This window comes from Leifsonia sp. Y878, from assembly GCF_057669685.1.
Window position 1 is genome coordinate 338,674 of record NZ_JBYHFS010000002.1, and the last position, 17,613, is coordinate 356,286.

13 protein-coding genes are annotated in these 17,613 nt (G+C 65.5%); 11 read left to right on the plus strand and 2 right to left on the minus strand.

Annotated elements, in window-relative coordinates; all coding sequences use genetic code 11:
• Positions 1 to 10: 10 nt before the first annotated feature.
• Positions 11 to 2,092 (minus strand): YncE family protein, encoded by a 2,082-nt coding sequence (locus AC25Y4_RS07880; protein WP_488119840.1) that lies wholly within the window; start codon positions 2,090 to 2,092, stop codon positions 11 to 13.
• 193 nt (positions 2,093 to 2,285) lie between these two features.
• On the opposite strand from AC25Y4_RS07880, the gene AC25Y4_RS07885 reads away from it, so the two are divergent.
• The 10 genes from AC25Y4_RS07885 to AC25Y4_RS07930 all read left to right on the plus strand — a co-directional run bounded on the left by AC25Y4_RS07885 (position 2,286) and on the right by AC25Y4_RS07930 (position 14,142).
• Positions 2,286 to 3,083: a TrmH family RNA methyltransferase gene (locus AC25Y4_RS07885; protein ID WP_488119841.1), complete on the plus strand. Its 798-nt coding sequence runs from the start codon at positions 2,286 to 2,288 to the stop codon at positions 3,081 to 3,083.
• A 273-nt stretch (positions 3,084 to 3,356) separates the two neighbouring features.
• Complete coding sequence (locus AC25Y4_RS07890) at positions 3,357 to 3,653, plus strand: WXG100 family type VII secretion target (protein ID WP_488119842.1); 297 nt, start codon at positions 3,357 to 3,359, stop codon at positions 3,651 to 3,653.
• Positions 3,654 to 3,734: 81 nt separating this feature from the next.
• Positions 3,735 to 4,025 carry a hypothetical protein gene (locus AC25Y4_RS07895; protein WP_488119843.1) on the plus strand — a complete coding sequence of 97 codons (291 nt, stop codon included), beginning with the start codon at positions 3,735 to 3,737 and terminating at the stop codon, positions 4,023 to 4,025.
• A 49-nt stretch (positions 4,026 to 4,074) separates the two neighbouring features.
• Positions 4,075 to 5,541, plus strand: coding sequence for a hypothetical protein (locus AC25Y4_RS07900; RefSeq protein WP_488119844.1), 1,467 nt, complete (start codon positions 4,075 to 4,077; stop codon positions 5,539 to 5,541).
• Positions 5,538 to 6,143 (plus strand): hypothetical protein, encoded by a 606-nt coding sequence (locus tag AC25Y4_RS07905; RefSeq protein ID WP_488119845.1) that lies wholly within the window; start codon positions 5,538 to 5,540, stop codon positions 6,141 to 6,143. Before AC25Y4_RS07900 ends, AC25Y4_RS07905 begins: the two co-directional genes overlap by 4 nt.
• A complete protein-coding gene (locus tag AC25Y4_RS07910; RefSeq protein WP_488119846.1) occupies positions 6,140 to 6,817 on the plus strand; it encodes a hypothetical protein in 678 nt (225 codons plus the stop codon). Before AC25Y4_RS07905 ends, AC25Y4_RS07910 begins: the two co-directional genes overlap by 4 nt.
• Positions 6,818 to 6,843: 26 nt before the next feature.
• Entirely contained in the window at positions 6,844 to 7,725 is an 882-nt protein-coding gene (locus AC25Y4_RS07915; protein WP_488119847.1) for a hypothetical protein, read from the plus strand.
• Entirely contained in the window at positions 7,722 to 12,122 is a 4,401-nt protein-coding gene (locus tag AC25Y4_RS07920) for an FtsK/SpoIIIE domain-containing protein (RefSeq protein WP_488119848.1), read from the plus strand. The genes AC25Y4_RS07915 and AC25Y4_RS07920 overlap by 4 nt, the downstream gene beginning before the upstream one ends.
• Positions 12,123 to 12,191: 69 nt before the next feature.
• Positions 12,192 to 13,373, plus strand: coding sequence for a thiolase family protein (locus AC25Y4_RS07925; protein WP_488119849.1), 1,182 nt, complete (start codon positions 12,192 to 12,194; stop codon positions 13,371 to 13,373).
• A 1-nt stretch (position 13,374) separates the two neighbouring features.
• Positions 13,375 to 14,142, plus strand: a complete 768-nt coding sequence (locus AC25Y4_RS07930) for a 3-hydroxyacyl-CoA dehydrogenase (RefSeq protein ID WP_488119850.1) — start codon at positions 13,375 to 13,377, stop codon at positions 14,140 to 14,142.
• A 30-nt stretch (positions 14,143 to 14,172) separates the two neighbouring features.
• Here AC25Y4_RS07930 and AC25Y4_RS07935 read toward each other — a convergent pair whose 3' ends face one another.
• Positions 14,173 to 15,615: a helix-turn-helix domain-containing protein gene (locus tag AC25Y4_RS07935; protein ID WP_488119851.1), complete on the minus strand. Its 1,443-nt coding sequence runs from the start codon at positions 15,613 to 15,615 to the stop codon at positions 14,173 to 14,175.
• Between the two features lie 131 nt (positions 15,616 to 15,746).
• Between AC25Y4_RS07935 and AC25Y4_RS07940 the strand changes: the two genes are divergently transcribed.
• Positions 15,747 to 17,594 carry a phosphoenolpyruvate carboxykinase (GTP) gene (locus AC25Y4_RS07940; protein WP_488119852.1) on the plus strand — a complete coding sequence of 616 codons (1,848 nt, stop codon included), beginning with the start codon at positions 15,747 to 15,749 and terminating at the stop codon, positions 17,592 to 17,594.
• The last annotated feature ends 19 nt before the right edge of the window (positions 17,595 to 17,613 follow it).

The window sequence follows — 17,613 nt, forward strand, 5'->3', positions numbered from 1 at the left end:
ACCGCGTGGCTTAGCTGATCACCTTGCTCTGGTGGCGACCACGTCGCGCCCGCACAGTGACGATCCCGCCGGCTCCGAGCAGCAGGAGAAGGCCAGAGGCCCACAGGGCCCCACGAGCGTCGACGCCGGCGCTGGCCAGATCGCCGGTCTCACCGGCCGTAGGTGTTGCGGCGGCCGTGACACGGAAAGGAATGGAGAACTCGCGCCCTGACGTGGCGCCAACTGCAACGATCGTGTGCACCCCGGCAGGCACGACTGGAATTGTGAAACTGAGGGTGCCGGAGCCGGCGCTGTCTGCCCGGATTTTGCCAAGGGTAACGGGATCGGAGTGCAACGTGACGGTGACCGTCTCGCCAGGGAGGAAACCGGAAACGGAGACGCTTCCCTTCGAGCCGATGGTGCCGGATTCGGATGGCACAGTCGCTACTGGAGTGCGTGCGGTCACGACCAGGTCAACGGGCGTCGAAACGGATGCCCGGTAGTTGGCGTCGCCGTCGAAATGGGCAACGAGCGGCGTGGTTCCCGCAGGCGGAACGGTGAACGTTGCTGTGGCCTGTCCACCCGCAACTGCCCCTGATGCCAGCACGTCGCCGGTGCGCGTGGCGATCGTGAACTTGCCGGTCACGGCGATGCCGGCCGCGCCTGTGACATCAAGCTTTGCCGTCGTTGAGCTGCCCTCGATGACCGCTGCCGCCCCCAGAGTGAGCGTCGTCTTCGACGCCGCTTTCCTCGTGGTCAACGTGCCGGTTGTGGCAAGAGGAATGGTGCTCGGTGTGGTGACGGTCGCGGTGAAGGCGAGGTCTCCGACGGGCCGGTTGCCCCCCGCGAGTTCGGCGGTGCCTGACGCATCGATGGGGACTGCGCCGAGTACGTTCGTCGATGCGTCTGAGAACGTGACGGTGCCCGCGATCGGGCGCGCGTCTGAGCGGGTGAGGGTGGCCCGCAACGTTCCGGTCGAGCCGACCTCTGTCGATGTAGCATCCGCAGTCAGGGTGACGTCGCTGATCTCTGAGACTGTGCCCCAGCTGCCATTCGTCACGTACAGGGTGCCGCCTGCGCGGGGGTCGAGGATCCCCGCGTTCGCTCCGTAGTTGACCTGGATCGTGGAGATCGGGTGCGTCGCGGAGACGACCGCCGGGATGACCGTTACCTGCGATTTGATGACATTTGAGGGGTAAACGCTGGTCACGACGAACGTCGTGCCATCAGCTCGTACGGTGGGCGACAACGGCAGTGACTCAGCGGAGGCACCGGCTGGCAGCGGGGAGAGTGCCTCAGTGCGGGTCACCGATGCAGAACGCGAGTCCCCGGCCACAGTGAGCCAGGACACGGAGTTCGTAACGATGCTGGTGACCAGTACCTGGCCGGTCGCGGCGTCCACGCCGATCCTCATGGGCGGGACTGCGAGCGTGACCACTCCAAGCTCGACGGCAGGGACGGCCTTGGTATCAATGATTGTGAGCGTGCCAGACACCGGGCTCACCACGTACAGCCGATCACGATCCTTGTCGATTGCCATGTCTCCCTCGCGGCTGGCCAGACCGGTGATGCTCTGCACCACGTTCATCCGATCGGCTCCCGTTGACGCGCCAATCACCGAGATGGTGCCGTCGTATGAGTGCAGTGCGTAGACTCGGCCGTCATTCCCGACATCGAGCTGCTGAGGGTTGTCCGGCATGCTGGTGATGACCGGGGGCAGCGATGTGGCGGTGTACGTCTGTGCAGGGTCGAGAACCGACACGCCCTGGTTCCAGCTGTTGTGGGACACATACACTGTGCCGTCGAGCGGAGAGACCGCGGTGTCCGACGCGGCATATGCGCCGCCGAGCGGAATTGCTGTCGCCACTCCTGTGGTGAGGTCGATCTGTGCCATCTGCGCCGTGGGGCTCGCCATGCCCACGTACAGTCGGTTGCGCGATGCGTCGATGGAGCCGGTCTGCAGCTCCCACAGCGACGTCTGCGCCCTGACGTTGATATTCGATGCGACGGCCGTAGTCGACACACTCGTCGAGAGAGCTGTTCCTGGAGCAGCGGTCGCCGTCCCAGCGCCGAGGAATCCGAGCGGCACGGCGATGGCCGCTGCAAGCGCCAATGCCCCTCCTGCCGTCACTGGGCGTGGGCGTCGGCTGGAATGGCGCATTGGGGCCTCTCGTATTGAGTTATGAACACGTGGACCTGTCGCGTTCTCGGGTAATCCTTCCGTATCGCGTCGCACTAGTGCAGCCCCCGACAAGGGCACAACGCAGAACGAGGAGCAGGCGGCGGCCCGTCGATAGGGTTGACGGATGCCCGTGATCGACATTTCTGACCTCAGTGACCCGCGCCTGGCCGACTACTCGCATCTCACCGATGTTGCGTTGAAGAAGGCGCGTGGCACCGAGCACGGCCTGTACCTCGCTGAGTCGGCGCTCGTGCTCGAACGGGCGCTGCGTGCCGGGCATCAGCCCCGCTCGGTGCTCGCCCTCGGGGGCACCGTCGACGAGGCCGTCGCACTCGTCGGTCCCGACGTGCCGGTGTTCTCCGGCCCTGGCGAGCTGCTCGCCGAGCTGACTGGATACATCCTGCATCGCGGACTCATCGCATCGATGAATCGCCCTGCACTGCCAGACCCCGATCAACTTCTGGCCGAAGCCCGCCGCATCGTCATCCTGGAGGACGTCGCAGACCCCACGAACGTCGGCGCCATCTTCCGCTCGGCCGGCGCGATCGGAGCCGACGCCATCCTGGTGACGCCGCGGTGCTCCGACCCGTTCTATCGACGCGCCATCCGGGTATCCATGGGAACAGTGCTGCAGGTGCCGTGGACGCGCACGGGGGACTGGACAACGACCCGCGAGCTGCTGACCCGCCACGGATTCCACGTGGCGGCACTCGCCCTGACACCGGATGCCGTCAGCCTGCGCGACTTCGACGGCACGAACCACGATCGGCTGGCCCTGGTGCTCGGCGCTGAGGGCCCTGGGCTCACGGCAGATGCGCTCGCCGCGTCGGACAGCGTGGTGCAGATCCCGATGAAACACGGCATCGATTCGCTCAATGTCGCCGCGGCCAGCGCTGTCGCGATGTGGGCGCTCTCCGGCTGAAACCTGCCCATACCCTTCGTCCGCACCCCGGCATAGGAAAGTGCATGAGTGCATCTCTTGCATTCAACGGCGGGCTTCGATCGGTGGGCTCGCTCTTCACGTTTCGTGAGACGCCGTGTGTATGTCCCCCTAATGACGGACCTGTCGCTGACCGGGACATTAACGCTTGGTGAAGTCCTTCCGCCTGCCCCCATTAGAGGGTCAACCGATCGGTATCGTTGTCACCGTCTTCAGCGCCAGCCGGAGGTTTCATCAACGATACGAAAGCGACTCATGGCAAACCTTAATGTGACATACGGCGACATGCGCGACGCCTCCACCCGCCTCAACAACGGCGAGCAGGAAATCGAATCGAAGCTGCGCGAGCTCAAGACCCTGGTCGACGGTCTCATCAGCGGCGGCTACGTAACCGACAAATCGTCAGTGGCATTCGGCTCTTCGTACCAGGAGTTCAACGACGGTGCAACGAAGACGATCCAGGGCCTCATGGGCATGAGCCAGTACCTCACGGCCGCCGCCGACGCGCTTGAGTCGACCGACTCCGAGCTCGCGCGCGCCCTCGCCAAGTAGAAAACCCCGTCAGGAGGGCGCCGGTGGTTCCGCGCGCGCCCTCCTTTCCCTCTGCCACCTCACGATTGGACTCCTTGCAGCATGCCAGACCTCATTGTCACGTCAGCAGTTCTCGAAGAGTCATCGGCCAAGCTCGTTGAGATCGCGCACGAGTTCAACACAGCAGGCGACCGGGTTAAGGAAGATGCCGATGTCTGGGGCCAGCGAGATGTGACCGCGGCAATGGGCGAGTTCGTCAGCAATTGGAAGATCCACCGCGGCAAGATCTCGACGGCCGTCAACGACCTGCAGAAGAAAATCCACGACATGAGCGAAGCGTGGCGTGCGACGGAACAGTCGATAGCTGACGGTCTCTCCACCGACACAGAATGACGATTCCCGTTCGTTTCCGACAGTCCAGAACGTCCTGAAAGGACCCACCATGCCCGCTCGTTCCGGAAACTGGCAACTGCTGGATCACCCTGCAGACCCTGTCGCGGGAGACCCAGACGAACTGCACCTCCTGGTTACGTACTACGCGAAGATCGCGGAGACAATCGCAAGCGAGGCGGCAGTATTGCAACGCATCGGCTCTGGCGACACAACAGAGCTCAAGGGCCAATCCGCCGACGCCATTCGCTCCCGCAGCGCAGATGTCGCCGCCTCGCTCACCAAAACCTCTGGTCGTTACGACGCCGTGTCTCGCGCTCTCGCCAGCTACAGCCCGGCACTTGACAGTGCCCGCACAGAATCCGCGCGCGCACTGGCCGAGGCCGAGGCCGCAGCCGGGGCGGCAGGAAGCGCCACAGGGATGCCAGACCCCAGTGCGCAGCGGGCTGCTGACGCTCCTGCGCTCACCACAGAAGAGAACGCCCAGATCCACGCGCGCACGACGGCACTGTCCGCGGCCGCCGATGCCAGCGGGCAGGCGCGTCGTCGCATGGAGGAGACCCTCGCTGCGCTGAACGGCGCGGGGAAGGCTGCGTCGAACACGATTCGGGGTGCGTGGAACGACGGCCTTGTCGACACCTGGCAGTACAAACTTCGAGAGGGCTTCCTCAAATTCCTCAAAATCTTCGTGAAGGTGCTCATGTGGATCGGCGTCGCGCTCGCGGTGCTGGCGTTCTTCATCCCAGGGCTGGGCGCTGCCGCCCTTGCCGGTGCAATCGTCGCCGTTGCCTCTGTTATTGGTACTGGCGCGCTTGCCGCGATGGGTGAGGGCTCCTGGCTCGACTTCATCATCGCGGTGGTCGGTGTCGTCTTGATCGGCGTTGGCGTTGTCGTCGCACGGATCGTGCAAACGGCCCACGTTGCGGCGATTGCGCGGGGCACCGCCGGCGCGGCGAAAGGCGCGGTAGGTGCGGGCGGTAAGGTCGCCGTCAAGGTCGGCCTGAAGTCTGCCGGTGCGGCAGCGAAGCGTCAGAAGATCTGGGCAGACGGCCTGGCTGGACGCATACCTGTGTCAGCGGCTATAAAGCGGATCGGCGCGATCGACCAGCGGCTACGGACCATCACCAGAGACATCGGGGTGGGGCACGCCACCCAAATCGGATCGAAGGCGGCGATCAAGCCGCAGTGGTGGAACGTCGCCACCAAGGGTTGGGGACCAAACGATATTGCGAAGGTGCGCGAGTTCGGCGGCAAATATCGCTTCGACAGGTTCTTCTCCACCGATCGCGTGGGCGATCTGAAGAAACTTCAGCTCGCCATGCACACCGAGTTCGGCATAGTTCCGAAAGCGATTCCGTGGTGGTACTACGCCAACGCCGGTCGGGTGGTGGGGTCGTTCGGGGCCAACGTCATGAAGTGGACGGTGAATCCCACCGGGTTCGGCACCGACACGGACCGGTCGTCGCTGTTCCCCGAGTATTACGCGGGCAAGACCGACCTGACGACTCCCAAAGCATGATCCCGTCAGCAACGCCACCAGTCAATTGGTCGCTCGACATCGAGCCACACGAATGGATGACAATACCGGCCGCGCCACGCGACATCGTGGAGTGGCGGGCCGATGTGATCACCCTTTTCGAACTGCTCGCGGAGTCCGAATCCGAAGCTGAATCCGAGGTGATTGCCGACGGGCCACCACCGGGCCCGATTGACCACAACGCGACCCTGGACACACTGCTCGAGTTCTCTGCAGCGCTGAGCTACGACGAGGTGCTCGTCGTGGGCCTTGGGTTGATCGGCCATTGGCCGCTGCCGGTCATCGTGAGCGTCGCCGCCGCAGGACACGAGCCCCTCGACCTGAGTGAGGCTGCTGGGGCCAGTGGCGGACTGCCTATCGACAGGCCGACAGTCGATGACATTACGGATGGCGACGGTATCCGCGTCACGCGACTCGACCTCGACGATGACGGCGCGATCTGGGCAACAATTGCGTGCGCACGTCAGACCGGCGATGTTGTCGTCGTGCTCACGTGGCGCACCTCCCAACTAGAACTCGTTCCGCAATTCTCCCCGCTGCTCGAAGAATTACTCGCTCACGTGACGATCGGACCAGAAGCATGACCCCAACGATCACCGCACCTCAGGCATCCTTTCTCATCGCCCTGCCTCCGGGCTGGATGCGGCTGCCGGCCGGCGTGGGAGAACAGTCGGTGCTGCGATCGATGATTGACGAGATAGTGGCAGAAGCGTTCCCGGATTCTTTGCCACGCGACACAGCCGAACCATGGCGCCATGAACTGCGCAGGAGCATCACCGGCATGGTTGTCGAGGCACGCGAGGCGGGTGCAAGCGCGGTCTACGTGCCGGTGCGTCCGGTCAACGGCGTTAACGTGCCGGCCTCGTTTGTAGAGTCGGAGATCGATGACGACGGAATCGGTGACCCTGGCGCGGTGCTGGCCGATATCCTCGCCGGCAGCGACGACGCCACCCTCCACACGATCGATGGTGCACACGCTGCGCGCACTGATAGCTCAATCGTGCGCGTCGATCCGCGCGACGGCTGGCCGGCGATGATCACACGGCAGATCGTATACACGATCAGCGTGCCGCATCGGGAGGGGCGCTGGGTGGTGCTGTCGTTCTCGGCGGCCTCTGGTGAGCATCCGGTTGCCGCTCTCTCCGACGCACTTGTTGCTCTCTTCGACGCGCTGATGCTGAGCTTCCGCTGGACAGACGTGCCGGGTGTCGACCACAGCGACCTCGAGGAGCGACTGGCCCAGATTCATTCCCGCTAGCCCTGTTTCACTAATCGAAGAGACCCATGACCATCGCCATCGCCGCCAGCATTCTGGTCTTCCTCGCCGCCGCAGCCCTCGCGGTGCCGACTGCAATACACTGGCGTCGACACCGTCGTTTCACCGAGAGTTTGAGCGCGCACCAGGTGCTCTCCGACAGCCACGCCTCGTGGATCGTTGACCACGCATTGAAGGCACTCGTTGCGGCGTGCCACAGCGAACAGCGGCATGTGCCTGGAGTGGTGATGGTCATGCTGCAGGAGAACTCGATCGCCGTGCACCTCGCTTCGCCCGCGTCGCACCCACCTGCGCCGTGGCGCACCAGCGCTACCGGTCTGGTCTGGACCGCCGACCTCCTCGCGCTGCAGGCGGCGCCGTTGACTCCGACAACGATGAACCCCTTCACCGGGATCGTAACGCTCGGGGTCGGCCAGGCCGGCCGCGTCTTCATCGACCTCACCCAGGCACGCGGGCTCGTCAGCATCGAGGGCGACCAGGTCTCCCGCCGCCGCATCGCTGCACGCTGGATTGCCGAAGCCGCTACCCGTCCGTGGGGAACCACTGATGCGGAGCTGGTGGGTCTCGACACCAACGCCGAACCTCACCCAACAAGGACCACAGCCGTGCAGAACCTTGCCGACACCGTTGCGTCCGGCGCTGTTGGTCTCACATTCGTCGCCCACCTGCCGAACGACGCCACGACCGCGCAACTCGTGCGTGCTCTCGAATCCCACGAGTGTCGCTGGCCCGTTGTCGTCGTCAGCGCGGTTCGTGACGCCCGGTGGCGCTTCACCGCCCATGCCAATGGGTGGGTCACGAGCGACTTCCTGCCCGCTGCGCGCTGGGACCCGGAATCCGCACTGCCAGTCACGACCGAAATGCCCACCAGGGCCGGGATCCCCTCGTGAGGGCGATCATCACCGTGCGAGACGTTGGCAGCGACGCTATGGATGCCGCCGTCGACACCACTGTGCTGGTCGATGCAGAGGCAGCTACGCCGCTGACCGACGTCGTGCGCGCGATCCACGCGCAACTCGGCCACAGGGCTGTCGCCCCGCTCGAGTCGAACGGCGTGACACCGCGCACGTTCGGCACCAGCGGGCTGAGGGATGGTGCGGTGTTGCACATTGGCGCGCCTCCTCAGCCCGAGCGGCCCCTGCTCGGCATCGTCGAGCTTCGCTACGTGGGCGGCCCAGACACGGGCCGCGTGCACGGGCTCACTATCGGTGAAACGGCGATCTGCCTCGCCACCGACGAGAGCGCTGTGTTCGGGCCAGACCTGGGCGAGGCGCTGGGATACGCCATGCTCGACAGCGACGGCTGCGTTACGGTGCGCGCCGGGAGCGGGCAGAAGGGTCTCGTGCTTGAGGGGAAGACTCTCGCAGAGACCAGCGAAGCGTGGTCACCGCACGCCCAATTGCGTATCGGGAGTTCTGTGGTCGAAGTACATCCGATCGCCCTGAGCGACGCCGATCTCGTTTCGTCGACCGACGGGGGTTGGCTGGACTTCAACCGGCCACCGCGACTGCTTCCGCCGGTTCCCGCCGCAATGTTCCGTCGCCCAGCACCACCAGCGGCTCCCACTCGCAATTCGATGCCATGGATCACCGCGATGATCCCCGCGGTGATGGGTGTCGCGATGGCCGTCTTGCTCAAGCAGCCGTTCTACCTGCTTTTCGCGCTGATGTCTCCCGTCATGATGATCGGCTCCACCCTGTCATCTCGACGCAACGGCAAGCAGAGCCACCGTCGGCTCATGCGTACATGGAAAGCGAACATTGCCGACATCGATCACAGCATCGAACTGGCCGTGGAGGCCGAGCAGCATCGTCGTCGAACGGGGGCACCGGATGCCGCGGAATTACTGCTCGTAGCGGCGGTCCCCACACGACGACTGTGGGAGCGACGCGCTACAGACCCCGATCATCTGCTCGTGCGGTTCGGCACTGCCGACCTACCGAGCGCTGTCGAGCTCGAAGATCAGGCAATGCCTGAGCATCGCCGCCACTACACCGGCACGACGCGTCGCGTGCCAGTGACGCTGTCACTCGCCGAGAGCGGCGTCATCGGCATCGCAGGTCACGGCGCGAGCGCACGCCACACCTGCCGCTGGTTGGTCGGCCAGCTCGCGGTGCTGCAGAGCCCGCGCGACCTGCAGGTCTACGTTCTGAGCGCGCCCGATGCCGGGGACGCCTGGGACTGGGTGAACTGGCTGCCCCACTCGCGGCCTGGCCTCGGCCAAGACGCACTCTCGCTCACCGCCACGGACTCCGAGACCCTGGGTCGACGCGTCGCCGAACTCGGGCAGCTCGTGACAGAGCGTATCGAATTGACCACGACGGGGGCGACACGCCAGACCCGGTTCTCGCCAGAGGTGCTCGTGGTGCTCGACGGAGCCCGCAGGCTGCGCGCCATGCCCGGCGTCGTCACCCTGCTCACGCACGGGGCCGACGTCGGTGTGCACATCGTCTGCCTCGATGACGAGGAGCGACAGCTGCCTGAGGAGTGCACGGCCGTCGTCGTGCACGGCGATGGCGGCGAGATGGTCGTCAAACGACAGAATGCCGACGACATCGAACACGTCGACCCCGATGTGATCCACCCACGCTGGTTCAATGAGGTTGGGCGCAGGCTTGCCCCGATTCGCGACGTGAGCCTGTCCGACGCAGACGGCCTGCTCCCGCACGCCGCCCGGCTGCTCGACGTGCTCGACCTGCCAGAACCGACGGGCGAGTCGATCGTGTCCCGCTGGCATCTGGACGGCCGTTCCACACGAGCCGTGATCGGCGTCTCTCTCGACGGCCCATTCGCGATTGACCTCGTGCGCGACGGACCGCACGGACTCGTCGCCGGCACGACAGGCGCTGGCAAGTCGGAGTTCCTGCAGACCCTCGTTGCCTCGCTCGCAGTCGCAAACCGCCCAGACGAGATGACATTCGTGCTCGTTGACTACAAGGGCGGCGCAGCGTTCAGCGGGTGCGTCGACCTGCCGCACACCGTTGGAATGGTCACCGACCTGGATTCCCATCTCGTGCAGCGGGCACTGGGCTCACTGCGCGCCGAACTCGTGCGCCGCGAGCACCTGCTCGCCCTCGCTGGGGCGAAGGACCTCGAGGACTACCAGCTGCATCGTGCCCGTGGGGGCTCCGGCGATAGCCTGCCGAGGCTGGCGATCGTGATTGACGAGTTCGCAGCAATGGCGAAGGAGCTGCCCGACTTCGTCGCCGGACTCATCGGCATCGCCCAGCGCGGCCGCTCGCTTGGCGTGCACCTCGTGATGGCAACGCAACGACCGTCCGGCGTCATCTCTCCTGAGATCAGGGCAAATACCAACCTGCGCATCGCGCTGCGCATGACGGATGCGGGCGAGAGCTCTGACGTCATCGATATTCCGGATGCTGCGCGCATCAGCAAAGCGATACCAGGTCGCGCCTATGCGCGGCTGGGTCATGCGTCGATCGTTCCATTCCAGACCGCTCGCGTGGGGGGAACCAGCGAGGTCACCACCGATGAGGCACCGCTGCGGCCGACATTCGTGCAGCCACTCACCTGGTCGCAATTCTCGCTACCGGCACCCGTGCCGCCCCGGCCTGCGACGACATCCGCTGCCACGACCGATCTCTCAATACTCGTAGATTCGCTGAAGGCGGCGAGCGCGATTCTCGGCATTCCCCGCCAGCACAGCCCATGGCTCCCTCCTCTTGTCGAATCGCTGTCGCTGGCCTCCCTCGCATCGGGTACTGCTGCGGGATTCGCCTGGGGACTCGAAGATATTCCCGCGCGCCAGGCGCAGCAGAGCGCGGCCATCGACCTCGACCGCTTTGGGCACCTGTACATCGTGGGCGCCCCAGGCTCCGGGCGCTCGCAGGCGCTGCGCACCATCGCAGCAAGCGCCGCCACGTCGAACACGGTCGCCGACCTGCACCTCTACGGGATCGATTGCGGCAATGGGGCGCTGGCCTCGCTCGCTGCCCTGCCGCACTGCGGCGCGATCACCCAGCGCAGCCAATCGGAGCGCTCTGCCCGGCTGATCGATCGCCTCTGCGTGGAAATGCTGCGGCGGCACGAGTTGCTCGGCGCCGGTAATTTCGCGAACATCGCCGAACAACGCGCGAGCAGCGCAGACGCATTGCCGCACATCCTGCTCTTCATCGACCGCTGGGACAACTTCGCCAGCACTCTCGGCGAGCTGGACAACGGCCGACTGACCGAAGCCATCCAGTCACTGCTGCGCGACGGAGCGAGCGCGGGTGTGCACCTCGTGATCGCGGGAGACAGAACGCTGTTGACCAGTCGCATGGCAGTGCTGTGCGACGACAAGCTCATCCTTCGCCTCACCGATCGCCTCGACTACAGCCTCGCTGACCTCAACCACAAGACCATTCCGCTTGAGGTCGTCGCTGGCCGGGGGTTCCGTGCCGGGAGCGGTATTGAGGTGCAGGTGGCGATGCTCGGTCTCGACCCGGCCGGGCAGGCGCAGAGCGAGGAAGTGCGCACGCTTGGCGCAGAGCTCACCGTGCGGGAGGAGCTCGTCGGCCCCGCGCAGCGCCCGTTCCGCGTCGATGACCTGCCATCGACGCTCGACATCGACCAGGCATTCGAGTTCGCGATCGACGGAGACGAGCACACCCCGATGTGGGCGATGCTTGGGGTAGGCGGCGACCAGCTGGTTGCCCACGGAATCAATCTCGAACGCGACGCCCCAACCTTCGTCGTTGCGGGTCCGGCTCGGTCGGGGCGCAGCACGCTCCTGGCGGTGATGGCCCACTCCCTGCTCCGGACCGGCACAGAACTGGTGATCGCCTGTCCTCGCGCCAGCCCACTTCGTGACCTCGCAGGGGCGCCGGGTGTTCGCGCGGTACTGACCCACACCGAACTCACCGAAGGCGACCTCGCGCCGCTGCTCGACCCTGACGGCACACCCGTCGTTTTCATCGTAGACGACGGTGAGATGCTGATGGATGCCCCGGCAAAGACCTGGTTGCGGGCGTACATCCGCTCGGCCGGCGACTGTCGGCGTGGCCTCATCCTGGGCGGCAACGCCGCGGAGATCTGCGCGGGATTCGCCGGCTGGCAGGTCGACCTCAAGAAGAACCGGCGCGGCGCACTGCTCTCCCCGCAAAGCACTGTGGACGGCGACCTGCTCGGCGCACGGGTCGCACGCTCCATGATCTCGTCCAAGATCAGTCCAGGGCGCGCACTCGTTCACCTCGGGTCTGGCGAGTTGATCACGCTGCAGGTACCCGTGCTTGGCACGATCGGCACCATCAACGACGCACTCGCGCCTCTACGCGGCGCCAGCTGATCCGCATTCTTGAGCGGTCATGAGTCGCAGGCTCTCGACCGGCGTCGCCTGCCACTCTAGGCTGTGCGCATGAGCAACGATGCTGTCATCGTCGATGTGGTTCGCACGCCTTCTGGCCGGGGAAAGCCGGGAGGCGCGCTCTCTGGCGTGCATCCGGCCGACCTGCTCGCGGCGGTGCTGGGGGAACTGGTCAGCCGGAACGGGCTCGACCCCGCTCTCGTCGATGACGTGATCGGCGGGTGCGTGAGCCAGGTGGGGGAGCAGAGCAACAACATCACCCGCACGGCCGTGCTCTCTGCGGGCTTCCCAGAGTACATTCCTGCCGTGACCATCGACCGGCAGTGCGGGTCGAGCCAGCAGGCCGCAACGTTCGCGGCGCAGGGTGTGATCGCCGGGAGTTACGACGTGGTGATCGCCTGCGGCGTCGAGTCGATGAGCCGCGTGCCGCTGGGCTCGTCGGTGGCTGGGCAGCATCCATTCGGCCAGATGATGCACGAACGCTACCCTGACGGCCTGGTCTCGCAGGGCGTGTCGGCCGAGCTCATCAACGTGCGCTGGGACCTCGGACGCGACGAACTCGACGACTACGCGGCGCGCTCACACCAACGGGCAGCGGATGCCGCGGCTCGCGGCGACTTCCACCACGAGCTGGTCAGCATCATCACCCCCCATGGCCGGGTGGGCGCCGACGAGTCGATCAGGCCTGGCACGAGCGCCGCCGCCCTTGCCGCCCTCACACCGGCCTTCCGCACAGAGGAACTCGCCGCACGCTTCCCCGAGATCGACTGGCAGATCACCGCCGGCAATTCATCGCCGCTCACCGACGGCGCATCCGCTGCCCTCATCATGAGCGCGAAGCGTGCAGAGCAGCTCGGCCTCCGTCCCCGCGCCCGATTTCACTCCTTCGCCGTCACGGGCAGCGACCCGCTGCTCATGCTGACCGGCGTCATCCCGGTGACCCACCGCATCCTCCAGAGGGCCGGACTCACGATCGATGACCTGGATGTCTACGAGGTGAACGAGGCCTTCGCCTCGGTGCCGCTGATCTGGGAACGCGAGCTGGCTGCCGACCCCGCGAAGCTGAACCCACGGGGCGGGGCGATTGCCCTCGGCCATGCCCTCGGCTCCTCCGGAACGCGACTGCTTGCCACCCTCGTCAATGAACTCGAGGCATCTGGCGGGCGTTACGGTTTGCAAACCATGTGCGAGGGCGGCGGCATGGCCAACGCCACGATCATTGAGAGGCTGTGACATGCAGATTCACGGATGCGTTGCGCTGGTCACCGGGGCGGCTTCCGGCCTCGGTCTGGCCACGACCACTGCCCTGCACGACGCTGGGGCGAACGTTGTGTTGTTCGATCTGCCAGGGGCGCCGGGCGAAGAGATCGTGACGGCGCTCGGCGAACGAGCCGAGTTCATCGCCGGCGACGTCACCAAGGCCGGGGATGTGCACATCGCCGTTGAGGCGGCCAGGGCGCGTGGCCCGCTCCGTATCGTCGTCAACTGTGCCGGTATCGCCACAGCGGCGCGCACCGTTGGGCGAGAAGGCCCGCAAGCACTTGACGAGTTCGAGCGGGTGATCGGCGTGAACCTCATCGGCACGTTCAACGTCATCCGGTTGGCGGCCGCTGCCATGCAAACCACGGAGTCGGTGGGCGCGACGGCCGAGCGCGGCGTGATCGTGAACACCGCATCGGTGGCTGCGTTCGACGGTCAGATCGGCCAGGCGGCGTACTCAGCGTCGAAGGGCGGCGTCGCGGCGATGACCCTGCCGCTGGCCAGGGAATTCGCGTCCACCCTCATCCGTGTGATGACAATCGCACCAGGGCTGTTCGACACACCCATGCTGCGTGCGCTGCCGGAGGAGGCCCGGATGTCGTTGGGTGCGCAGGTGCCGCACCCGTCACGGCTGGGTGACCCAGCGGAGTTCGCCTCACTGGTGCGCCACATCATCGAGAACCCGATGCTGAACGGCGAGACGATCCGGCTCGATGGCGCGATCAGGATGCAGTCGAAATAGCCGAGACGCCCCTCTGCAGGAAAGCGCCCGTTATTCGGCGGCGTGCGCCTCCAGGAAGGCGTAGACCTCACCGTCGTCGACACCGGGGAACGTTCCAGAGGGCAACGGTGAGAGCACATGGGCGTGCAAGCGCGCACTCGGCCAGGCCTTGCCGGCCCAGCGGGAGGCGACAGACGAGACTGGCCGGCGGCAGCACGACTCGTCGGGGCAGCGGGACACGGCCCGCTGGGTGGTCTCTCGACCTCTGAACCACTTGGCTTCCGTGAACGGCACGCCGACACTGATCGAGAATTCGCCGTCCTTCGTCGACCCTGTCTGGGTGGCGCACCAGAAAGTTCCGGCCGGGGTGTCGGTGTACTGGTAGAACTCGGTGGTGCGGTTGTTGTGCGTGAACGCGCTGCGCGCGCTCCACTGCTTGCAGACGAACTGGCCTTCGATCGACCCGGTCACGTCAACGGGCAGCGGCAGGGAATCGTTCTCGTACCCCTTCTGCAGGGCACCGTCTCCGTTGACCCGCAGGAAGTGCAATGTCATGTCGAGGTGGGATGTCGCCAGGTTGGTCAGGCGGAGCGCCGCGGCCTCATGGGTGACACCGAAGGCATCCCTGAAGTCTTCGACGGCCAGCTCCCGTTCGTTCTTGGCTGTCGTGAGGAATTTGAGCGCGGCATCCCTTGGCACCAGGCAGGCGGCAGCGAAGTAGTTGATCTCCAGCCGTTGCCACAGGAACTCGGCGTAACTCGACGGTCGCTCATGGCCGAGCAGCCGGTGCGCCATGGCCTGGAGGGCCATGGAGCGGAGGCCGTGGCCGCCGGGGATCGATGCCGGCGGCAGGTAGATGCGGCCATTGGCGAGGTCGGTCACCGACCGGGTGGAGCTCGGCAGGTCGTTCACGTAGAGCAGCGAGAAACCGAGCTGCTCGGCCATGACGCTCACCTCGCGGTGGGTGAGGGCGCCAGAGGTGTGGCCAGAGGCCCGCACGCGTTCCTCGGCGAGTTCCTCGATGTCTGGCATGTAGTTGTTGCGCACCCGCATCAGGTCGCGCAGCTCTGTGTTGGCTCTCCTGGCCTCCTCTGGGGTCGCGATCGCCTCACTGGCGCGACGTGACAGCTCGCGATGCAGGCCAACCAGTGACTCGAGAGCTGGAAGGGGCATGCCCTTGGTGACCTTGACGGTCGGGAGCCCGAGCGAGGCGTAGAGCGCATTGCCCTGGGCGCGCGCCAACTCGATCTCCAGCGCAGCCCTCGTGTTCGGCGCCTCCGAACTCAGAAGATCGGTGACCGTGACACCGAGTGCCGCCGCGATGTCGGCGAGTGCCCCGAGTCGTGGTTCTTTCCTGCCGTTCTCGATGAGGGAGAGCTGGCTGCCGGCCAGGCCGACGCGCTCGCCGAGTTGGTCGAGGGTCAGTCCGCGCTCGCCGCGGTAGTGACGGATGCGATGTCCCAGTGTCACCAGATCGGATGCAGGAGGTCCCATTTCTTAAGAATAGTGAAAGAAACACAATTCTTAACGGGTATTTTCTGGTTCTTGGCGTAATTTCTGCCGCATTCTGGATGCAGATCACGAGTTTTCACCACACCGGGTGGGCACACCAGGAAGGCCAGATCATGACCATGACGGAATTCTCCGTACAACGCAGCACCACAACCCAGCGTCGGACTGCCACCACAGATCCCGCCCTGCAGGCGTGGGTGGATGGCATTGCCCGACTGACCCAGCCTGCCGAGATCGTCTGGTGCGACGGAACACTGCGTGAAGCTGACCTCCTCACCAAGCAGCTGGTGGCAGAGGGCACACTCATCCGGTTGAACCCGGAGTGGCGTCCGAACAGCTTCCTAGCGCGGTCAGACCCGCGAGACGTTGCCAGGGTGGAAGACCGCACCTTCATTTGCTCCTCCGATCCAGACGACGCCGGCCCCACGAACAACTGGGCAGACCCCGACAAGATGCGCAGCACGCTGAACGGCGTGTTCGAGGGCAGTATGCGCGGCCGCACGATGTACGTGGTGCCGTTCTCGATGGGACCGCTCGGCGGCCCGATCTCGCAGCTCGGCGTCGAGATCACCGATTCGCCGTACGTGGTCCTCAACATGGGGATCATGACGCGCATGGGGGATACCGTCGTCGACATGATCGAGGCCGGTGAGAGCTGGGTGCGGACCGTGCACAGCGTCGGCTACCCACTCATCGAATCGAACGGTGCCAGGCGCAGCGATGTCTCGTGGCCGTGCAACAACGAGAAGTACATTGTGCAGTTCCCTGAGACCCGTGAAGTCTGGTCGTTCGGCTCCGGCTACGGCGGCAACGCACTGCTGGCCAAGAAGTGCTTCGCGCTGCGGATCGCATCCGTCATGGCCCGCGACGAGGGGTGGCTCGCCGAGCACATGCTCCTCGTCAAGGTGATTTCCCCCGAGGGTCGTGCGTACCACCTCGCTGCCGCGTTCCCGTCGGCCTGCGGCAAGACGAATCTCTCCATGCTGCGCCCGACCATCCCCGGCTGGAGGGTCGAGACGATCGGCGACGACATCGCCTGGCTGCGGCAGGGTGAGGACGGACGACTCTGGGCCATCAATCCAGAGGCCGGCTTCTTCGGTGTGGCTCCCGGAACCGGGGAGCTCACCAATGCCACAGCGGTCAACACGCTGTGGGGAAACACGATCTTCACGAACGTGGCGCTGCGCGACGACGGTGACGTGTGGTGGGAGGGTCTGACCGAAACGGCGCCCGCGCACCTGATCGACTGGGAGGGCAACGACTGGACGCCAGCATCAGGGCGCCCGGCCGCACACCCGAACTCGCGATTCACCGTATCGGCCGCGCAGTGCCCGTCCATTGCTGACGATTGGGAGGCGCTCGGCGGCGTGCCGATCGACGCCATCCTCTTCGGTGGACGACGGGCAACGAACGTGCCGCTGGTCGCCCAGGCTCGCAGTTGGAAGCATGGCGTTTTCATGGGCGCCACCATCTCGTCTGAGAAGACGGCAGCGGCGGAGGGCACCGTCGGCGAGCTGCGCCGCGACCCGTTCGCGATGCTGCCGTTCTGCGGCTACAACATGGCCGACTACTGGTCGCACTGGTTGCGCGTCGGCAAGGACCTCGGCATCAACGCCCCGGCCATCTTCCAGGTCAACTGGTTCCGCAAGGGTGACGACGGCAGCTTCCTGTGGCCGGGATTCGGCGAGAACTCACGCGTCATCGAGTGGATCGTGCGTCGACTGGAAGGCACAGCCAACACCGTCGACACCCCGATCGGTGTGCTGCCAGGCGAGGACGGCCTCAACCTCGACGGGCTTGACCTCACAACGGATGCCATCGATCAGCTTTTCCGCATCGACAACGCGTCGTGGCGAGCCGAATGCGACCTCACAGAGGAGTACTTCGCGCAGTTCGGCGACCGGGTTCCCGCAGCCATGAACGCTGAGCTGGCGAGCCTCCGGTACCACCTGAAGGACTAGCGCACAGGGATGGCGTCAC

Bases quoted from the DNA above. Each gene is read 5' to 3' on its own strand.
- AC25Y4_RS07885 (WP_488119841.1), top strand. From the start codon at position 2,286: ATGCCCGTGATCGACATTTCTGACCTCAGTGACCCGCGCCTGGCCGAC.
- AC25Y4_RS07940 (WP_488119852.1), top strand. From the start codon at position 15,747: ATGACCATGACGGAATTCTCCGTACAACGCAGCACCACAACCCAGCGT.
- AC25Y4_RS07935 (WP_488119851.1), bottom strand. From the start codon at position 15,615: ATGGGACCTCCTGCATCCGATCTGGTGACACTGGGACATCGCATCCGT.
- AC25Y4_RS07890 (WP_488119842.1), top strand. From the start codon at position 3,357: ATGGCAAACCTTAATGTGACATACGGCGACATGCGCGACGCCTCCACC.
- AC25Y4_RS07895 (WP_488119843.1), top strand. From the start codon at position 3,735: ATGCCAGACCTCATTGTCACGTCAGCAGTTCTCGAAGAGTCATCGGCC.
- AC25Y4_RS07925 (WP_488119849.1), top strand. From the start codon at position 12,192: ATGAGCAACGATGCTGTCATCGTCGATGTGGTTCGCACGCCTTCTGGC.
- AC25Y4_RS07900 (WP_488119844.1), top strand. From the start codon at position 4,075: ATGCCCGCTCGTTCCGGAAACTGGCAACTGCTGGATCACCCTGCAGAC.
- AC25Y4_RS07910 (WP_488119846.1), top strand. From the start codon at position 6,140: ATGACCCCAACGATCACCGCACCTCAGGCATCCTTTCTCATCGCCCTG.
- AC25Y4_RS07915 (WP_488119847.1), top strand. From the start codon at position 6,844: ATGACCATCGCCATCGCCGCCAGCATTCTGGTCTTCCTCGCCGCCGCA.
- AC25Y4_RS07930 (WP_488119850.1), top strand. From the start codon at position 13,375: ATGCAGATTCACGGATGCGTTGCGCTGGTCACCGGGGCGGCTTCCGGC.
- AC25Y4_RS07905 (WP_488119845.1), top strand. From the start codon at position 5,538: ATGATCCCGTCAGCAACGCCACCAGTCAATTGGTCGCTCGACATCGAG.